Origin of the sequence: Paenibacillus sp. FSL K6-2441, from assembly GCF_037964765.1 — a bacterium.
Classification (GTDB): domain Bacteria; phylum Bacillota; class Bacilli; order Paenibacillales; family Paenibacillaceae; genus Fontibacillus; species Fontibacillus phoenicis.
In genome coordinates this window covers 1610782-1627559 of the sequence record NZ_CP150174.1, presented here as the reverse complement: position 1 = coordinate 1627559, position 16778 = coordinate 1610782, and the positions used below count along the sequence as shown (strand labels likewise).

Here is a 16778-nt window from a genome sequence, read left to right as displayed (position 1 = left end):
CTTATTTGGGCTGCCCATCTTTGGAGCCAGTTTAGATCAATGGCGTTCGGGGTTATATTTTCGGAGGGATAAGTATTAAAGTGCTCTGCCCCTATCTCTTTATCATCGCGGCAGCCGGACTGCTGTCCAGGGTCGAGAAGAATGAGGGGTACGGGAAGGCTTTAGGGAAAATCATTCTACTCGGTGTCCTTCCTTTACTGCTGTTTGCATCCATTCCGTCGTCTGCAAGCCTTCTGCTATATGCCGCCACGTTCACCTTCATGTTAGCCATCTCCAGGTATGCACGTCCCTGGGCAGCCGCTTACCTGGCATTCGTCACAGCGGCCTACCTCTTGCCGATGCTGCTAAGCGAACGCAGTCACGATCGGCTGCTCGGATTTTTGCTGCGCCAGCGATACTTATGGGAAAATGCTCATTTCCGGACTTGGAGCTTTATTCTGGAGCATGGGCATGTCGCTGGGATTGCTCCCGATTTCTGCAGTTTCGTTTCCTTTTCTTAGTTTTGGAGGAAGCCAGTTGTTGGCTCAGTTAGCTGCCATCGGCCTCATCTACAGTGTCTATCGCAGGAAAGACATGATTAGCTTAAAAGGCAGAATCCGAAACGGCTGATACCCTTAAAAAAACCGCCGGAGCCCAGCTCCGGCGGTTTCAATTCCTTCCCTTACTTCGGTTTCTTCACAAAAGGCGCAGCCTTCGCCAGCACCTCGTCCTCTGTCGGTGCGCTGACGTATCTGCCGTTGATATATACGAACGCTCTTTTGCCGCACGGACCGCAATACGATTTGCAGCCGATTTTGATCTCGGCATCCGGCGCGAGCTTTTGCAGCTTCGGTACAAACGTCTTCATGCGGATATGATTGCATTTATCGCAAATCCGAATATCGTTAGCCATGCCAGGTCCCTTCTTTATCGTTAGCTAAAGCTTAGCTTAGTGATCCCCGTGATTGCCTTTGGAAGGGTTGGTAATCACGAAGCCTTCCTCCGGAAAATACAAATAATCGATCTTCACGCCATCCAACAACGGATCCGTTCCTTCCACGATGACATCGATGTCCTTATCGGTCTTGACGATTTGGTCGTTCTCGGTAGGCTTGACCAAATCCAGGCCGTAGTGAGCATGGTCGCCATGAGAATGGGTGATGAATACCTTCAGCGTCAACCCTTGGTTTTCTTCCTTGGCCAGTTCCTTTTGTATCACTTTCGCCGCATTGCGGGTAATTTTGACTCTCATATGATCTCTCCTATCGCACAAAATGGCTTCCCCTAACATTCCTATTGTAAAGAAACACAGCTCAACAAGCAAGGCTCAACGCTAAGCACCCGGATATTTCCGCTCTGCCCGGGTCACAAACCAATCCATCAGCAGCATCGTCACCGCCATGTCGTCGATCGGAATCCACGGCAGCACATCCGGCAGAACCCAATAAGCAAGCGCCGGCACGACCAGCAACAGCTTATCGGTAAGCGGAATGTTGCCCGAAGTGAGCAGCGGGAGAGTCCGGCGAAAAATATGGGACCAACGACGAAGCGACCACCAGCTTTTCCATTTCATTTCCATCCCTCCCGTTTCGGCGTAAGTATTGCGCTGCTACTTAGGATACCCTATTGTACCATGGTTCATGGCCCAATAAGAAAAACGTCTATCGACGTACATTCAATGTAGCCAGACCGCGTTTAGCGGAAGTTTTTCTTGCGATATCAGGATGCCGATCCCCCGAAGTTTATACTTTCTGATATCTTAAAAAAAATCCGAGAAAAACCCCGGATTTTTCCACCCCCAAACTTGGCTCCATTCTCTCTTTACAACAGGTACACCAAGATCGCCAGCACCACTAAATGCGCAGGATAAAAAGCTCTCCACACCCAGCGGGGCAGCCGCCAGGCTTCGAGCTTTCGCCACAGCCCCGGCCCGTAGGCAATCACCAGCGTCGGCAGGATGCTGGCCAGCTGAATCACCCAGCTGTAGGCGAACAGATACACGAGGTTCAGGAGCAAGTGCATCGCCACCGCTTTTCCTTGATTGGCAAATTTGAAGATCAGCACCAGCAGCAGGCCGTAAGCGCCATAATCAAACGGAAGTACCTCCATGATCACGCAGACACCGGCGATAATGATCGCGGACAGCGGCCCCGGTTTCGATGAATCCAGCATGCGCAGAACCAATAAAGAGACAAACAAGGTCGCCACAACATTTAGACCGTTCGTATCGAAGGCTAGCTGATAAGGAATTTGCGAAAGTACAGCAATCAGTAACAACCGTAAAGCGTACTTCCGGTAATTGGAAGTGTGTTGATAACCCTGGACCAGCGCGTAGGCATAGATCGGGAAGGCAATTCGTCCGATAATCCGCCACAGTACATCTCCGGGAAAAAACAGCAGCCCAACATGGTCGATCAGCATGGTGATCATGGCGATCAGTTGCACGGCCTACACTCCTTTCGTCGATCGACAGGGGTTTAAAAAATTTTGATTTTCATTTTTTCCAAACTTCAGTAGACTGAAACTATGCCAAATTGGTGTTGCCATCATAGATAGGGGAGTCATCATGTATTTGTTTATCGTCAATCCAAATGCGGGTAACGGCGAAGGCCGCCGGGGTTGGAATAAAATCAGCAAAAAGCTGCAACGGCTTGGTATTCCTTACGAGCACGTCTACACAACAAGCGCCGAGCAAGCGCATACATTCCTTCAGGCCAAGCTATCCGGGGAAGTGCCTTGGCGCGCGGTGGGCGTAATCGGAGGCGACGGCACGATCCATAGCCTGCTGCCCGCAATGCGCCACTCCGGCGTGCCGCTGGCCGTATTCTCCGCCGGGTCGGGCAATGACACCGCCCGTGGATTCGGCATCCCGCGCCGGGTAGGCGGCGCACTGAAGGTGCTGCTGAGCGGCCGGTCAACGGCGGCCGATCTCATCTCCATCGATGGAGACAGCACATTGACCGCACTGGCTGTCGGCTTTGACGCTCAGGTTGCCAACAATGTCAACAACAGCCGCTACAAAAAAATATGCAACGCGATTGGACTTGGCAGGTTAGCTTATATCATCGGCATTTTTCATACCCTTCTAACCTATCGTCCCGGACCGTTAACGCTCGAATGTGACGGAACTACTTACCGGTTCGAGTCAGCCTGGCTGACAGCAATAAATAATGTTTCCAGCTATGGCGGGGGAATGACCATCTGTCCGGACGCCAAGCCGGATGACGGAATGCTCGATCTGTGCGTCGTGCACGATTGCTCCAAGCTGAAGCTGCTCCTGTTATTTCCAACCGTATTGTTTGGAGGTCATACGAAGCTCTCCTTCGTAACGATGCTGAAGGGCCAAAACATTACGATTTCCAGCTCTCTGCCGCGCCTTGCTTTAGGTGACGGGGAGCACGTGGCAACCACGCCGCTTCGCGCTTCCTTGGAACCCGGCTCCATTCGGATCATTCGCCCGTAACGGGAACGGTACAGCGTGACGAACTATGACGTGGTTCAAAAAAACCTTTGGGCGGGATTTTTAAGCTCCCCCAAAGGTTTTTTGATTGTTTACCTCACCGGGCTGGATACCTGCCAAACGATGGGACTCAGCTCGACTTGCTCGCCCAACCACTGTCTGGCGATCTTGCGGAACATTTCGGCATCCCCGCTGCAGAAGAACTGATGCACGGGAGTACCGTTGCCGCGAGCTAAGCACCCCCGTTGATGCAGGATGGTGCTGATTTCGCGGGCGGTTTCATCCGCAGAACTGATTAACTTCACGTTCGGCCCCATGACACGTTGGATGGGGTCCTTCAAGAACGGATAATGGGTACAGCCTAGAATCAAGCAGTCCATAGGCTGCTTCTTCATCTCCCGAAGAGATCTCTCGACCACATGCAGCGCTTCCTTCGTTTCATACAACCCATGCTCTACCAACGGAACAAATTCAGGACAAGCTTCGCTGACGATTTCGGTTTGCGGATTCAACTCACGTAACGCCACCGTATAGGCCCCGCTTCGGATCGTACCCACCGTCCCGATGACGCCAACCTTTCCGGTCTTCGTCTCGCTAATCGCTGCCCGTGCACCAGGATGAATGACGCCAATTACAGGGATATCAACCTTGGCCTTGATGAAATCGAGTGCAGCCGCTGTTGCAGTGTTGCAGGCAATGACAATCATTTTCGGATGGAACTGGATTAAATAATCGACGATTTGCTCGGTAAACAAGCGGACTTCCTCGGGCGACCTTGGACCGTAAGGAGCCCGGGCCGTATCGCCGAAGTAAATGATTTTCTCTCTGGGAAGCTGCCTCATCACTTCCTTGCAGACGGTGAGGCCTCCCACTCCCGAGTCTAATATGGCGATAGCTTGCTGCACGAACATACCGCTTCCTTTATGTTTAGTGTAAAATCCTTCTCATTACTTTATGACTTCGCATCACAGAGGGTACCTAAATCTTAACTCAATTTGTAGTGCAAGAAAACCCGCAAGGGCGGAGAAAACGGGAAAAAGACCCGGGAGCGGGTCTTTTTCGGGCGATCGCTGTGGACAGCCGATCGAATTATTGGCCTTCCTCGTTGTCGGAAGTTGCCGCCGCTTCCAAAGCTGCAGCCACCGGTTCACCGGCTTCCGTCGTTTCTTCTTCCGATACGACGCCAAGGGCCACTGTCTCTTCTTCGGCCGCAGTCTCCTCATCCTCATCTGCAAATTCGGAGACTTGAGCAATTACCTCATCTTCATCGGTGGTCTTTTCGGAACGACGGCTTTGGATTTCACTGATCAGCACTTCAGCGGCTTCCTTCACCTTACCGACAAGAACGGTGCTTTGCTCCGAGACTTTCTCGGCAACCTCTTGCGTCTTCTCTCCGACTTGACGAGCCCCGTTGGCAATATCCTTACGCAGCTCTTTCCCGGCTTTAGGGGCAAATAACAGCGCCGTTACCGCACCGGCAACCGTGCCGATGGCTGCCCCCCATATCCAACCTTTGTTTCCTTTGCTCACGACTCATCTCTCCTTTTTGGCTTTCTCCGCGAATGCCCATATCGATAATGTATTATAAGCAGCAATGGTCTGTCCGGTCACACTTGTAAGGAATAATTTTTGGGCTTGTCCGTCTTAGATTAGACGCCTTCCTGATCCAAATACTTCAGCACATTTGCCGAAAAATCCTGCAAAGCCTCGGGCAGCCGCCCCCTTAGTCCTTCGACCTCTTGGCGATCCCAAGCAAAATATTCCTGAACTAACGGTTTCCGCAGCCGAACCAGCTCGATGAGCGTAGCGTGCAGCTTCGCATCAATTACGGTTTCATCCAAGAGGATGTCAACAATGTCTTCATAGCTGCTGGCGTCACGCATGATAAACCCGTCGATTAAATAGCTGCCGACGTCCGTCACGATTTCCAGAGCCAAATGCAACGCCCGCTCCTCCGCATAACGCCCCAGCAGGGATGAGCTTGCCTCCGCCGATTCACGAAGGGCTTGCAGCAATTCCGGCAGCATGTCCAGTCTGCGTTCGATTTGTTCCCGGTTTACATAATACACGGGGGTTCCCTCCTTCGGTCCAGCCTAAAATTCGAAATCGACTGCGACCTGGCTCTCACGTACTTCGTTCATGTGCTCAATCACTTTCTTGTGCTCCGGATGAACTTGATATCCTTCCAAATCCACAAGCGAATCAAAGGTAGCAATGAGCGCAATGTCATAGGAACGGGGGGAACGGATCACGTCGGTGCCAACCTCAAGGCTTCTGAGCTGCTCCACTTTGCCCTGCATGCCGCGCAGCACTTCAACCGTACGTGCCACAATTTCCGGGGATGCATCCTTCAATTTAAACAATACGATATGCTTGATCATAGTTCATCCTTCTCCTTATTAACGATTCCGTATCTCATTTCAGCATAACATAAAGGGTATCCGCCGGAAAGTAAGCCCCACCCGAAACTCTATCAATCTAGCTTCATATGATATATTGTCTCATTTACTAGAGACGAGAATCAGAGGGAAAAGAGGTGAATCGCAATGACCCTCCTGCGCTTTCTGCTAAATGAACCGCTGCGAAGGCGAATTCGCCTGCTGCAAGCGGAACTCGAGCTGCTAGCCAGCCGGGTGGAGCATCTGGAGCAGGCGCTTGAGGCCGCCTCCTTCCCGGATTCGGCGACCCGGCAGCAAATGAAAGCCTCGATCGGACTCAGCATCACTATTGAGACGACGGGCTCCGTCATACAAGGCACATTGGTCACCGTGCATAACGATGCCCTGGAAATGATCGATGAGTCAGGTCGGCAGGTGATCGTCCCGGTCGCCAAAATCACGAGCATCAAATTGTAAACCGCGTGAAACCGGCGTGGTCCTCCCATTCGGTAACCGGGATGGCTGGATGGGAGGAGGAACACATTTTTTCGCTGAAGGGATATTGACAGCTTGACTACGTTTTTATACAATAAAGAAGTCGCTCATACGGGGCCTTAGCTCAGCTGGGAGAGCGCATCGCTGGCAGCGATGAGGTCAGGGGTTCGATCCCCCTAGGCTCCACCATACATGCAAATATAACAGTCCATTCGGGGCTGTTTTTTTAATTCTGTGGCGAAAAACGCCCTGAGGATCCTGATTCAAGATTAGGAATCCCGGGGCGTTTTTTTCCTCACTCCGTACGAAAGCGTGTTAGCGATTACCGCGCCATTGCCATAGAGTTTACTTCCCCTCAAAAGCCCGTTGCAACTCCGAGAGGTCAAACTTCTTCATCTTCAGAAACGCCTGCGTCACTCGATTCCGTTGTTCCAAGGTTCCCTGGGTCAGCATCTCATCCAAGGCGGACGGAGTGATTTGCCACGAGAGGCCATACCGGTCTTTGAGCCAACCGCATTGTTCGGCCTCAGGAACGGCGGAGAGACTTTCCCAATAATGATCAATTTCCTCCTGCGTGTCGCAATTCACCAAGAAGGAAATGGCTTCGTTGAAGACGAACCCATGAGCGTGCGCACTGTCCATCGCTGCAAACCAGGTATTCTCCAGCATAAAATCGGTGAACATGACCGCCCCTTCCCGGTCCGGTTCTTGTCCGGGGCCATACTTCACGATCGTGCCCGGTTTCGCATTCCGGAAGACGGAGAGATAAAATTCACGTGCTTCTTCCGCTTTGCCACAGTTATCCTCTGTGAACATCATGGACGGAACAATCGGTGGACGCGGCTCCCCCTCCGGATTCGTTAACATCAGCTGCCACGTAAACCCGTACTTGTCCTGAATCCAGCCATACCACTCGCTGAAGGGGTATCGATCCAACGGCATGAGCGCAGTCCCGCCGTCAGACAGCTTGTTCCACACTTCATTCAGCATTTCTCTGGCGTTAGGGTCTCTAGAAGGGTCGAAATTGACGATGCACGAGATCGAAGGATTTAGCTTGAAGTACGGTCCAGCCGAAATCGCCATAAACGGAAAACCCCAAACGGTAAACGAAACCATTTCGGAATCACCCGAAGGGGTATCGTTTAGCGTCGTAACCCCCGTGATTCGGGACTCCGGAAATACGGAGCAATAGAACTCTGCGGCCTCCTTCGCCTGTTTATCGAACCATAGATGCAAGCTGATGGATGTACTCACCTTTTTCCTCCTCTGCATGAATAAGGATATTCTTCTTCATTCTAACATAGTTCATTCCCCTTGGCCTGCGGGTGCTGATGAGTGCTATGAGTGCCTAGAGGTGACTTTGAGTGCCTGCGGGAGCATCCTTTACCTCCTAGTGCTTGCGGGTGCATCCTTTACCTCCTAGTGCCTGCCGGTGCTTTCTTTTACCCCCGTGGGTCTGCGAATCCCCTCCGATTAACCGCTAACGCTTGCCACAGATCTTATTTGCTCCAAAAAGGACACTTTGCGATTCTAACGCTTACTACAGAGCTTATTCCTCTGTTTCCCCCTATTTTTCTCGATTTTCACCTTAATAGAGTGTCTCATCGTCGTTAGAATTTTTTCGAGAGCAAATTTGCCTTAATAGCGTTGCTCACAAGCGTTAGAGTTAGTGTTATGTTAGCACCAGTAATCGCATTAGCACCAGCAATGGCATTCGCACCAGCAGCATTCACACCAGCAACAGCCTCAGCACCAGAAGTGGATTTAGAGCTGGCCTTAGCCCCAGTTACATCCTGCCATCCGAGCGCCTTGCCCCTAACGCGCGTTCGGAAGCCGGAACGTTCGATACCGTTGTCTCCCGCCTACGACCTCCAGCAACTTTCGGTTGTGCATAGCATGTAGAATTGCTCGTGTATGCTGCTTGGATAGACTGAGATGATCCGCGAGCTCTGCCGGCGTAAAGGGGCGCATCAGTCGTCTGGCAAACCTTAAGGTTTCCGCTTCGGCCCAATGAAGGTTAGAAGGTACGGCGTTGGACAGGAACTTACCAACAAAGGATAAGACCAGCTGCTTGCAAACTCCCGGGTCTTCCCGAATGGATAGATAGGCAATCGGTAGGAACAACCAATCGTCTAACGCCAGCAGAGCTTGCTTCATACACAAATCCTTAAACCGCCCGGCCTCGATATCCCGAGCATGGCTTCGATAATCCTGAATCTCGATACATCCTTTGGCGTTGCCCGGTCGATAGGCCAAATCGAGGTAGCGGAAGCCATTATTAAAGTCGCGAACCTCATACTCAGGATAGAGATCATTGAGGTTTCCAATGGCGGGATACCAAATGTACCGCAGAAAATCCGTTGTCCCCCGGCTTTATCCCTTTTTGAGAAACTCCTTTCTTCTTGGGTTGGTCTCCTCGTCGATCTGCCGTTCCAGCCACTCCAAGTAAACATCATCGAACTCACTCATCATGCACACTCCCTTTCCGAGTCAATAAAAAAAACCGCCCCGTTCCCCCTTGCTCCAAGAGCAAGTCAGATCGAAGCGGTATGTGCTTCATACCGAAACATTCATTATGAAAAATAATGTATCATAAGACATATCTTCAAGCAAGTCGTTGCCCGAATTCATCTCGCAGCATGTCCATGCAAAGACATCTTCACCAAATACCGTGGCCTCATCCAGGAATAAAATTTGCAGATGGGACATATACAATTTCCGCGACGACATGCCCACCGTTTTTTCGCACAGCTTAACTAATGGAATCGGCACGTACCGAGAATACGAACGTAGGCGTACGCTCGCTCGATTGCTTCCGCGACATCTGATTTGGATTCACGACCTGGAAGCTGACCTCGTAAAGGTCATCCGCTTTATCGATCCCCATGGCTAGCACGATCGAAAGTTCATTTAATTCATTGCGGTTCCAATAACCTGACAGCAGCAGGATCATCGCGAGGGATATGGGGACAAGAACAAATCGCTTTACCTGTCGGTACACAGGGATCATCTCCTTGATTTCTACGGTCCTTTAGCTCCAGGTTGGTAGGGAAAGCGAAGGATGGCATCCGATTGCTTCCGTGCCTTGTAGGGAGCGACGGGCGATAAATAAGGAACGCCAAAGGAGTGGAGCCCGCTTAAATGCACGACAAGCACAATAAAAGCGACGGTCAGCCCATAAAGCCCCAGGGTTGAAGCAATCGCCATGAACCCGAAACGCAGCATCCGGATCGGGATCGACATGGAATAGGACGGAATGGCGAAACTGGATATGGCCGTAATCGCTACGACAACCACCATAACGGTAGAGACGATGCCCGCTTCGACCGCCGCTTGTCCTATGACGATAGAACCCACGATGGACACAGCTTGACCAATCGATCTCGGTATCCGCAGCCCGGCTTCCCGCAAAATCTCAAAAACGACTTCCATGATCAACGCTTCAAGGAAAGCTGGAAAAGGGACCCCTTCACGTTGGGCCATTAAGCTCAATAACAATACCGTCGGAATTAAGATACGACTGATAATTATCCTCGGCGGACTGAAGAAAGTCGACGAATAAGGTTGGGGCAAGGAGAACGAATGGCGTTCCGTCAATAAAGATGGCAATTCGGCCTTCCATTACGCCCGCTGCGATCGTATCTGGACGATCGGTGTTGTACAGCATAGGAAAAATCGTAAGCTTGTTATCCTGATTCAGAACTTCTTCAATATATTCACCCTCCAGCACGCGATCCACCTGGAGGTTGTTTAGTTTTTCAGTCAACTTACTTACGATCTGTTGATCCGCTAATCCGTGCATGTACATGATAGCTAGCTCTGTTTTGGTTTTATCGCCTCCGTGAATGCGTCCTGAGGCCCCCGAATATTTGGATAGGCCTTCGATTCGGCAATCGCGCGTTCCTCTAACCCGGGAATTGAGACAATCAAACCATCCATATACCCATCGATCAGGATCAGCGCACCGCCAGACAACAATCCGTTGCACGCATCCTCATAGGTGGTCACTGAGCTAACGCCGCCGACGTTGACGACCTTGTCCTTAACCTGAGTTGGCGTCATCTCCCCGTCTGAGGAGGTCTTCAGAATCGGGCGAATCACATCCTGTTGCAAGAGTTGATTGTCGATAAGTCCTTCGATGTAAACGATAGCGAGTTGCGTACAGTCCGCCGGCAAAAGCTGACGGAACACGACATCCGAACTGTTCCCGAGAAGCTCGCGAAGACCTTCCAGGTTTTGCTGCAGTTGTTTCGATAAACTCGTCCGGTTGTTGCATGTCGCTAGCCCCTTTGTTCTGATGGAAGTAGTAAGAGTATGACCAAAATTTTCTTCTCCTACTCTAGAAGTCGGGCTCGTGGGTTGATATTGGGGAAGTCCAGGATTGACATTCCAAATTAAGCGGATATAATAATACAAAATATCCCACATTCGACGATTGGGAGAGTAGCTGGCTGTTCTAGTCCAAGCGAGCCGGGAGGGTGGAAACCGGTACAGGGCTTCCAGTGAAACGGACCCATGAGAATGGTTGCTGAACGTGAGTCGAGTAAGCAGCCACGGCCCAAGACCGTTATCCTTCAGAGTGGTTAAACATGAAGTTTAACAACAAGAGTGGTACCGCGAGCGCGTAATGCCTTCGTCTCTTTGATGAGATGAAGGCTTATTTTTTTGCCAGGGAGGAGTGGATTTTATGATCAGCAGTTGGATGAAAAAATATCTTGAATTGTCCGTACGACAAGTCCTTTCAAGGCTTGGCCACAGCACCGAGGAGCTCCCGGACATTGTGATCGAGCGGCCCGCCCGTGCGGAACACGGGGATTATTCGACCAACATCGCGATGCAGCTGGCCAAAACGCTGCGTCAACCACCGCTGCATATTGCCGCACAACTGAAGAATGAATTGGAACAAACCGGCCGGATGGAGGGGCTATTCCACCAGATCGAAACCGCGCCGCCGGGCTTTCTGAACTTCCGCCTGGATTGGAACGAATGGGCCCGCAAGGATTTTCAACTTCCGCGGGCAGTTCGCGAAAAGGTCGTGATCGAACATACTTCCATCAATCCGAACAAATCCGCTCATATCGGTCATCTAAGAAACGCCTGTATCGGCGACTCGCTGGCGCGGCTGCTCAAGAGGGCCGGATACCAAATCGAAGTGCATAATTACATCGACGATCTGGGTAATCAGTTGGCAGACACCGTCGTTGGGCTGCTGAATGTGGATCATCAGGCTGCCCACGTGAGATTCGGCGATTTCTGTTGGGACATCTATTCCCGGGTTAACAAGGAATACGATGATCAACCGTCGCTGTTGGAGCAGAGAACGAAGGTGCTGCAGGCGCTGGAAGCTGGAGACGGGAACCTGGCTTGGGTTGGCTTGCTTACGGCAGAGCGTATCGTGCGGGAGCATCTGGAGGAAATGAAGGCGTTTGGGATTGATTATGATTTGTTGGTCTGGGAGAGCAACATTGTCCGGCAAGGGTTCTGGGACACGGCCTTCCGTTTGTTGCAGCAGACCGCACTCTTCCATAAGGAAACGTCCGGTAAGCTGGAGGGCTGCTGGGTCCTGAAGCAACCTGCAGCAGAAGATGTGGAGTCTGAAGCCGAGCATCAGGCCGATAAGGTGCTCGTTCGGTCCAACGGAATTTTGACGTATACGGCCAAGGATATCGCCTATCATCTTTGGAAGTTCGGTTTGCTGGGGAACGATTTCAGGTACAAACCGTTTGCAGATGGGCTCTGGACAACCAGTGCAGAAGGTGTCGCCGCCGATTACGGCAAGGCAGATCTCGTCGTCAACGTGATCGACCACAGGCAAGCGTATCCGCAGGCGATGGTGAAGCAAGCGCTGGAGGCGTTAGGCTTCACAGCCCAAGCGGAGAAGCTGCGCCACGTCGGTTACGGCGTCGTATCGCTAAGCCCTGGCGCAGCCCGGGAGCTTGGCCTCGACACCTCGGACGGCAAAGCCTCGTACGCTATGTCCGGCAGACAAGGGATCGGCATCAAAGTGTCCGATTTGCTGGACCTTATGGAAGCGCAAATCGAAGCCAAGCGGTCCGATTCCGAAGGGTTGTCCAGCCGGCTGATCGCAGCAGCGGCGATCCGTTATTATCTGCTGCGATTCGCCTTGCCGACTGAAGTAGTATTCGACATTCAGCAGGCCACGGAAACCACCGGCAACACCGGCGTTTATCTGATGTACGCGCATGCCCGGGCCGCCAGCATCTTAGCCAAAGCCCAAGCCGACGGGCTCCCTCGGATGGAGTCGCTGCCGGAGGACATCGCACCGCAGGAACGTGCCGAACACGCCCTGCTGAGGCAAATCGCAGCATGGCCGGATACGCTGAGCACTGCGTGTGAGGAACTTTCTCCTACACCGATCTGCCATTTCGCGTATGAGCTCGCCACCTTGTTTAATCATTTTTATACCGCCTGTCCGATCCTAAAAGCCGAGCCCGAGCGGCAACCCTACCGTCTGTGGCTTACTGCGAAATTTAAGGAGACCATCGCGGAGGCGCTGGATGTCATCGGATTGCCGGCTCCGGATCGCATGTAAGCAAGGCAAGTGTTTCGCCAAGCAAAAAAGAGGCGCGACCGGATCAACCGGCCGCGCCTCTTGCATGGGCGTTCTAACCGCCACTCGTGCAACGATCAAACGTTTAGTTCTCTTTTGCGATAAGCCGCATAAGTGACAACAACCAGCACCGCCACAAGGAGGAGGGATAGCGCGACAATCCCCGCATGAAGGCCTTCTCCGTTTAAGATACGCTCATAGCTGAAGTATTTGAAGGGAGAGAGCACGTTCAGTGCGTTTAGCTGATCTGTCAAGTCCGTAAGTTTGGAAATCGCAAAGCTTCCCAGCAGGACCGCGTGAATCGCGACCGTCAGCTCAATATACAAAAACAGCATGGCAAAAAATCCACTGATCTGCGTGACTTCAAAAGAGCCGAATACTTGCTCATTCCGCTGACAACTAGCAAGAACATGCATACGCTCCAGATGATCAAGCCTCTAAGGTAGGCCTTAAGTGCGAAATATTTGAAGGGCGAGATGAAGCGGATCATCTCTTTGTCCTCCCCGCTTGCGAGCAAGGCGCCGATCAGATACAATCCGATGACCACGCCCAGCGATAACGGAAGGACGCTCCGGAGTTTGGCAAAAAACACGGACGACGCCATACCAATCGCCAAAAACATCAACTGAACAAAAAATAACGTCATATGGATCAGCAGAAACAGCTTTTGGCTGAAATCCTCCGTTTTGACTCCGTTTGCGATGAGAAACGCTGCTGCATAGAAGACGATATTCGTCGCGATCAGGAGGAGCATCGCAGCCAGCAGCTTGGAGCTGACGATCTTGGCCCGCGAAACTGGTTTGACCAGCAGGAAATCCGCGGTTCTCTCCCGCGATTCTTTCGTCAAGATGGACACGCCAAGATTCATCGCCTGAATCGCCCCGCACAGGACGATAAAAGAGAAGATCATGGAATATAACCCCAAAATCGAGGTAATCCTATCCAAATCAATGCCTAAAGCCAAAGATCTCCCCCTCCTTCACCTGAAGGTTCACGTCAGTAATCCCTCTGGCCTTGCCCTATCGCTTCGTGAGGTTTCTTAATTCGATCACGCCCATGGAACCCCCTTGTGATTTCCTCGATATCGAGTTTGTTCTCCCTGGACATCTGGTTGGTGAACCCCTCCGCCATCTAAGTCAACATGTTCATGAGAAGCTTCAGATCAATGCCTTCCTTAAACTTCGATTCATCCACGCCGGTCAAAGCGATCCGGTTCCGAACCTCCTCCCCTTTGGCCAAGATCGCCTTAATTTCCGGATGAACCTCCTCATTCGTTTCAAAATAAACGCTGGTCAAGAAAGACAGTAACGCCGGATGCTTATCGATCATCGCGACCTGATGTTCGCGGCTTGTTTGATTCGCTCGAAGAAATCCGTCACCGTGTGATCGTATTTCGCATACTTCCGTAAACCGATTCGGTCAATATTTATTCGTGGAGTTTTTTTGAATAAATTGCTCCTTCGGCAAGTATGTTTTACTGGAAGGGATGTACACAGTATTTTTTTAATGCGTTAAACCATCGGGTTGAGCTCAAAACCCGAATAAGACTACTTACCAGGGAGGGATCACAGCATGGCATTTATGAAAAAAAGAAGTTGGGCCATCGCTTCCATGTTGTTGTGTACGGCTTTAGGCGGGGCGCTGCTAGCCGGGTGTTCCGGGTCGGGCGACAAGTCGGGCAGCTCCGGAAAAACGACGATTACGGTGACCTATCGGGATGACGGAGCCGGAGAAAAAGGCACGTTGTACCGTTGGTTGACAGAGATCGCTGCCGCTTACCCGAACAAGGATGTCGAGATTAAACCAGCACCGATTCAAGCCTCTGAAGGGGACTATTTTGCGAAAGTCGCCTTGTCTCTGAAATCCAAAGACACCGCTCCGGATATCGTGACGGAGGACACATTCATCCTCAATTCGGACGCCAGCGCCGGTTATCTGGAACCACTGGATGAGCGGCTGAAGGACTGGGAGGATTGGTCGAACGGCTCGTTTATCGAGGCGATGAAGAAAGGCGTTACCGCCAGCGACGGCAAAGTGTATGGCGTACCGTACAACACGGATTCCCGTGGCTTTTGGTACAACAAAGAGATCTTTAAGCAGGTCGGCCTTCCCGAAGAGTGGACGCCGAAGAACTGGGAGGAAGTGCTTGATGCGGCTCGCACGATTAAGGAAAAAGCCCCGGACATCGTCCCGATCTGGATGAACATGGGCAAGGCGACTGGGGAAGCCACCTCCATGCAGACGTACGAAATGCTCCTTTACGGTACCGGCGAACGACTGTATGACGATGCAAGCGGAAAATGGATCATCGAAAGCCAAGGTATCTTGGACGCATTAGGGTTTATTGAAACCGTAAACAAGGAAAAGCTCGGACCGCCTCTCTCCAAGGTTCTGAACGGGCAGGCCGGTAACACCGCTTCCCGTGAATATTTGCCTCAAGGCAAGTTGGCCATCTCCCTCGACGGCTCCTGGATTACCGGCAACTATCTGGAAACCGGTGCTTCCCCATGGCCGGAATACAAGGATGTGCTGGGCTTTGCTCCGATGCCGACGAGCCAAGGTCAGGCACCGGGGACCATTACCCTTGCCGGTGGTTGGGCGCTGTCCATTCCGAGCAACGCCAAGCATAAAGACGAAGCCTGGGAGTTTATCAAATACGCATTAAACAAAGAGAACAGCAAGAAGCTCGTCACCTCCTCAGGGAATATTACTGTGCGAGCCGACGTCGCCAAAGATCCGGAATACACGCAAATGCCGTTTAACGAAATCGCTACGGAATATCTGCAGAACGCCGAGTTCCGGCCTGCTCAGGATAAGTACCCGGAAGTATCGACACAAATTCAGACGATGGTTGAATCCGTCGCCACAGGCACCTCCCCCGCAGAGGCAGCTCAAAAATACGCCCAAGACGTCACCCGCATCGTAGGCGAGGACGCTGTCATAAGAAAATGACCAATCATAACAAGCGGCAAAGCAATGCCTTCCGGAAGGAGAACGAACCATGAGCAGCATGACGGCTGAAGGATATTCCAGAAAACGAAATACGTACACGTGGCTGTACTTCTTGCTCCCTTCGATTGTGATAATGCTGGTGTTTTTTATCACTCCGGTCTTCCTTACTTTCTTCTATTCATTTACGAACCTGGCTTTAACGGGGGAATCGGCAAGAGAGTTAAAATTCGTTGGGTTTGACAACTACCTTCACATGTTCAAGGACCCGACGGTCAAGATCAGCATTTGGAACACGCTGGTCTTCCTGTTTGGCTCCGCGGTGATTGGCCAGCAGCTGCTCGGCTTATTCATCGCCCTGCTGATGAAGCGCAGAAACCGGACGTTCCGGCGGGTGATCGGCACGATCGTCCTCGCCGGCTGGGTAACCCCGGAAATCGTCTGTGCGTTGTGCTTGTACAGCTTCTTCGGCGACGAGGGGACGCTTAACTCGATCATCACCTCATTGGGGATTCCGGCAGTCACCTGGCTGTATACCGTTCCGATGCTGACGATCATCCTCGCGAACATCTGGCACGGCACCGCCTTCTCAATGCTCGTCTTTCAAGCGGCTCTCGACGACGTGCCCAGCGAGGTGGAAGAAGCGGCGGTGGTCGACGGAGCTTCGAAATGGCAGGTACTGATTCGGATCATCATCCCTTATATCAAAGATTCGTTTATGACCAACATGATGCTGGTCACGTTACAGACGTTGGGCGTGTTCGGTTTGATTTATGCCATGACCGGCGGAGGCCCGGGAACGTCTACGACCACACTGCCGATCTTCATGTACAACCAAGCCTTCGTGAACTATCAACTGGGGTACGGAACCGCGATCTCCTTGCTGCTTCTGCTCATCGGAATCGTGCTTAGCCTGTTCTATACCCGCTCGTTGAAATAGTCCAAG

General features: G+C 51.8%; 19 protein-coding genes, 1 tRNA gene, 3 pseudogenes and 1 other annotated feature. Of the genes and pseudogenes, 7 read left to right on the top strand and 16 right to left on the bottom strand.

Annotation, left to right across the window (positions count from 1 at the left end; genetic code table 11):
* Positions 1-80 precede the first annotated feature (80 nt).
* On the top strand, positions 81-500 hold the full coding sequence (locus NSQ80_RS07190; RefSeq protein WP_198136148.1) for a hypothetical protein: 420 nt from the start codon (positions 81-83) through the stop codon (positions 498-500).
* 161 nt (positions 501-661) lie between these two features.
* Here NSQ80_RS07190 and NSQ80_RS07185 read toward each other — a convergent pair whose 3' ends face one another.
* The 4 genes from NSQ80_RS07185 to NSQ80_RS07170 all read right to left on the bottom strand — a co-directional run bounded on the left by NSQ80_RS07185 (position 662) and on the right by NSQ80_RS07170 (position 2424).
* Positions 662-892 (bottom strand): DUF1450 domain-containing protein, encoded by a 231-nt coding sequence (locus tag NSQ80_RS07185; RefSeq protein WP_009222730.1) that lies wholly within the window; start codon positions 890-892, stop codon positions 662-664.
* 36 nt (positions 893-928) lie between these two features.
* Positions 929-1231, bottom strand: a complete 303-nt coding sequence (locus NSQ80_RS07180) for a heme biosynthesis protein HemY (protein ID WP_009222729.1) — start codon at positions 1229-1231, stop codon at positions 929-931.
* An 81-nt stretch (positions 1232-1312) separates the two neighbouring features.
* Positions 1313-1552 carry a hypothetical protein gene (locus NSQ80_RS07175; protein WP_009222728.1) on the bottom strand — a complete coding sequence of 80 codons (240 nt, stop codon included), beginning with the start codon at positions 1550-1552 and terminating at the stop codon, positions 1313-1315.
* Positions 1553-1800: 248 nt separating this feature from the next.
* Positions 1801-2424: a TraX family protein gene (locus tag NSQ80_RS07170; RefSeq protein WP_009222727.1), complete on the bottom strand. Its 624-nt coding sequence runs from the start codon at positions 2422-2424 to the stop codon at positions 1801-1803.
* 121 nt (positions 2425-2545) lie between these two features.
* Between NSQ80_RS07170 and NSQ80_RS07165 the strand changes: the two genes are divergently transcribed.
* Positions 2546-3442: a diacylglycerol kinase family protein gene (locus tag NSQ80_RS07165; protein ID WP_009222726.1), complete on the top strand. Its 897-nt coding sequence runs from the start codon at positions 2546-2548 to the stop codon at positions 3440-3442.
* Positions 3443-3531: 89 nt separating this feature from the next.
* On the opposite strand, the gene racE is transcribed toward NSQ80_RS07165, so the two are convergent.
* From racE to NSQ80_RS07145, 4 genes are all read right to left on the bottom strand, one after another.
* On the bottom strand, positions 3532-4350 hold the full coding sequence (gene racE / locus NSQ80_RS07160) for a glutamate racemase (RefSeq protein ID WP_009222725.1): 819 nt from the start codon (positions 4348-4350) through the stop codon (positions 3532-3534).
* A gap of 178 nt (positions 4351-4528) precedes the next feature.
* The gene (locus NSQ80_RS07155; RefSeq protein WP_339301930.1) at positions 4529-4969 is read right to left on the bottom strand and encodes a YtxH domain-containing protein; all 441 of its coding nucleotides are present in this window, start codon (positions 4967-4969) and stop codon (positions 4529-4531) included.
* Between the two features lie 119 nt (positions 4970-5088).
* Positions 5089-5508, bottom strand: coding sequence for a DUF86 domain-containing protein (locus tag NSQ80_RS07150; protein WP_009222723.1), 420 nt, complete (start codon positions 5506-5508; stop codon positions 5089-5091).
* A 24-nt stretch (positions 5509-5532) separates the two neighbouring features.
* Positions 5533-5820: a Dabb family protein gene (locus NSQ80_RS07145; RefSeq protein WP_339301927.1), complete on the bottom strand. Its 288-nt coding sequence runs from the start codon at positions 5818-5820 to the stop codon at positions 5533-5535.
* Positions 5821-5985: 165 nt separating this feature from the next.
* Between NSQ80_RS07145 and NSQ80_RS07140 the strand changes: the two genes are divergently transcribed.
* A complete protein-coding gene (locus NSQ80_RS07140; RefSeq protein WP_323076201.1) occupies positions 5986-6294 on the top strand; it encodes a hypothetical protein in 309 nt (102 codons plus the stop codon).
* A gap of 131 nt (positions 6295-6425) precedes the next feature.
* Positions 6426-6501 (top strand) — tRNA-Ala (locus tag NSQ80_RS07135).
* A gap of 156 nt (positions 6502-6657) precedes the next feature.
* Here the strand turns inward: NSQ80_RS07135 and NSQ80_RS07130 are convergent.
* From NSQ80_RS07130 to NSQ80_RS07115, 4 genes and pseudogenes are all read right to left on the bottom strand, one after another.
* Positions 6658-7584, bottom strand: a complete 927-nt coding sequence (locus NSQ80_RS07130) for a VOC family protein (RefSeq protein WP_339301925.1) — start codon at positions 7582-7584, stop codon at positions 6658-6660.
* Positions 7585-8127: 543 nt separating this feature from the next.
* Positions 8128-8781: pseudogene (locus NSQ80_RS07125) on the bottom strand (transcriptional regulator).
* Between the two features lie 283 nt (positions 8782-9064).
* Complete coding sequence (locus NSQ80_RS07120) at positions 9065-9313, bottom strand: hypothetical protein (protein WP_339301923.1); 249 nt, start codon at positions 9311-9313, stop codon at positions 9065-9067.
* Between the two features lie 20 nt (positions 9314-9333).
* Positions 9334-10740: pseudogene (locus tag NSQ80_RS07115) on the bottom strand (spore germination protein).
* Positions 10735-10956, top strand: a binding site (T-box leader). (Overlaps the previous pseudogene by 6 nt.)
* Before the next feature lie 43 nt (positions 10957-10999).
* On the opposite strand from NSQ80_RS07115, the gene argS reads away from it, so the two are divergent.
* The gene (gene argS, locus NSQ80_RS07110) at positions 11000-12865 is read left to right on the top strand and encodes an arginine--tRNA ligase (RefSeq protein WP_036646481.1); all 1866 of its coding nucleotides are present in this window, start codon (positions 11000-11002) and stop codon (positions 12863-12865) included.
* Between the two features lie 95 nt (positions 12866-12960).
* Here argS and NSQ80_RS07105 read toward each other — a convergent pair whose 3' ends face one another.
* The 4 genes and pseudogenes from NSQ80_RS07105 to NSQ80_RS07090 form a co-directional block, all read right to left on the bottom strand.
* Positions 12961-13218, bottom strand: coding sequence for a hypothetical protein (locus tag NSQ80_RS07105; protein WP_050769827.1), 258 nt, complete (start codon positions 13216-13218; stop codon positions 12961-12963).
* Positions 13194-13793 (bottom strand): ABC transporter permease subunit, encoded by a 600-nt coding sequence (locus NSQ80_RS07100; RefSeq protein WP_339302164.1) that lies wholly within the window; start codon positions 13791-13793, stop codon positions 13194-13196. The genes NSQ80_RS07105 and NSQ80_RS07100 overlap by 25 nt, the downstream gene beginning before the upstream one ends.
* Before the next feature lie 46 nt (positions 13794-13839).
* Positions 13840-13941, bottom strand: a pseudogene (locus NSQ80_RS07095) (ABC transporter ATP-binding protein); the annotation flags it as partial.
* A gap of 73 nt (positions 13942-14014) precedes the next feature.
* Entirely contained in the window at positions 14015-14212 is a 198-nt protein-coding gene (locus NSQ80_RS07090; RefSeq protein ID WP_339301920.1) for a hypothetical protein, read from the bottom strand.
* A gap of 243 nt (positions 14213-14455) precedes the next feature.
* On the opposite strand from NSQ80_RS07090, the gene NSQ80_RS07085 reads away from it, so the two are divergent.
* Together NSQ80_RS07085 and NSQ80_RS07080 are read left to right on the top strand one after the other, a co-directional pair.
* The gene (locus NSQ80_RS07085; RefSeq protein WP_339301918.1) at positions 14456-15835 is read left to right on the top strand and encodes an ABC transporter substrate-binding protein; all 1380 of its coding nucleotides are present in this window, start codon (positions 14456-14458) and stop codon (positions 15833-15835) included.
* A 49-nt stretch (positions 15836-15884) separates the two neighbouring features.
* Entirely contained in the window at positions 15885-16772 is an 888-nt protein-coding gene (locus NSQ80_RS07080; protein WP_009226776.1) for a sugar ABC transporter permease, read from the top strand.
* The last annotated feature ends 6 nt before the right edge of the window (positions 16773-16778 follow it).

Excerpts from the sequence above, each read along its gene's own strand:
- NSQ80_RS07185 (WP_009222730.1), bottom strand. The coding sequence starts at position 892 with ATGGCTAACGATATTCGGATTTGCGATAAATGCAATCATATCCGCATG.
- NSQ80_RS07180 (WP_009222729.1), bottom strand. The coding sequence starts at position 1,231 with ATGAGAGTCAAAATTACCCGCAATGCGGCGAAAGTGATACAAAAGGAA.
- NSQ80_RS07175 (WP_009222728.1), bottom strand. The coding sequence starts at position 1,552 with ATGAAATGGAAAAGCTGGTGGTCGCTTCGTCGTTGGTCCCATATTTTT.
- NSQ80_RS07165 (WP_009222726.1), top strand. The coding sequence starts at position 2,546 with ATGTATTTGTTTATCGTCAATCCAAATGCGGGTAACGGCGAAGGCCGC.
- racE (WP_009222725.1), bottom strand. The coding sequence starts at position 4,350 with ATGTTCGTGCAGCAAGCTATCGCCATATTAGACTCGGGAGTGGGAGGC.
- NSQ80_RS07145 (WP_339301927.1), bottom strand. The coding sequence starts at position 5,820 with ATGATCAAGCATATCGTATTGTTTAAATTGAAGGATGCATCCCCGGAA.
- NSQ80_RS07140 (WP_323076201.1), top strand. The coding sequence starts at position 5,986 with ATGACCCTCCTGCGCTTTCTGCTAAATGAACCGCTGCGAAGGCGAATT.
- NSQ80_RS07130 (WP_339301925.1), bottom strand. The coding sequence starts at position 7,584 with ATGCAGAGGAGGAAAAAGGTGAGTACATCCATCAGCTTGCATCTATGG.
- argS (WP_036646481.1), top strand. The coding sequence starts at position 11,000 with ATGATCAGCAGTTGGATGAAAAAATATCTTGAATTGTCCGTACGACAA.
- NSQ80_RS07105 (WP_050769827.1), bottom strand. The coding sequence starts at position 13,218 with ATGCTGTTTTTGTATATTGAGCTGACGGTCGCGATTCACGCGGTCCTG.
- NSQ80_RS07100 (WP_339302164.1), bottom strand. The coding sequence starts at position 13,793 with ATGATCTTCTCTTTTATCGTCCTGTGCGGGGCGATTCAGGCGATGAAT.
- NSQ80_RS07090 (WP_339301920.1), bottom strand. The coding sequence starts at position 14,212 with ATGATCGATAAGCATCCGGCGTTACTGTCTTTCTTGACCAGCGTTTAT.
- NSQ80_RS07085 (WP_339301918.1), top strand. The coding sequence starts at position 14,456 with ATGGCATTTATGAAAAAAAGAAGTTGGGCCATCGCTTCCATGTTGTTG.
- NSQ80_RS07080 (WP_009226776.1), top strand. The coding sequence starts at position 15,885 with ATGAGCAGCATGACGGCTGAAGGATATTCCAGAAAACGAAATACGTAC.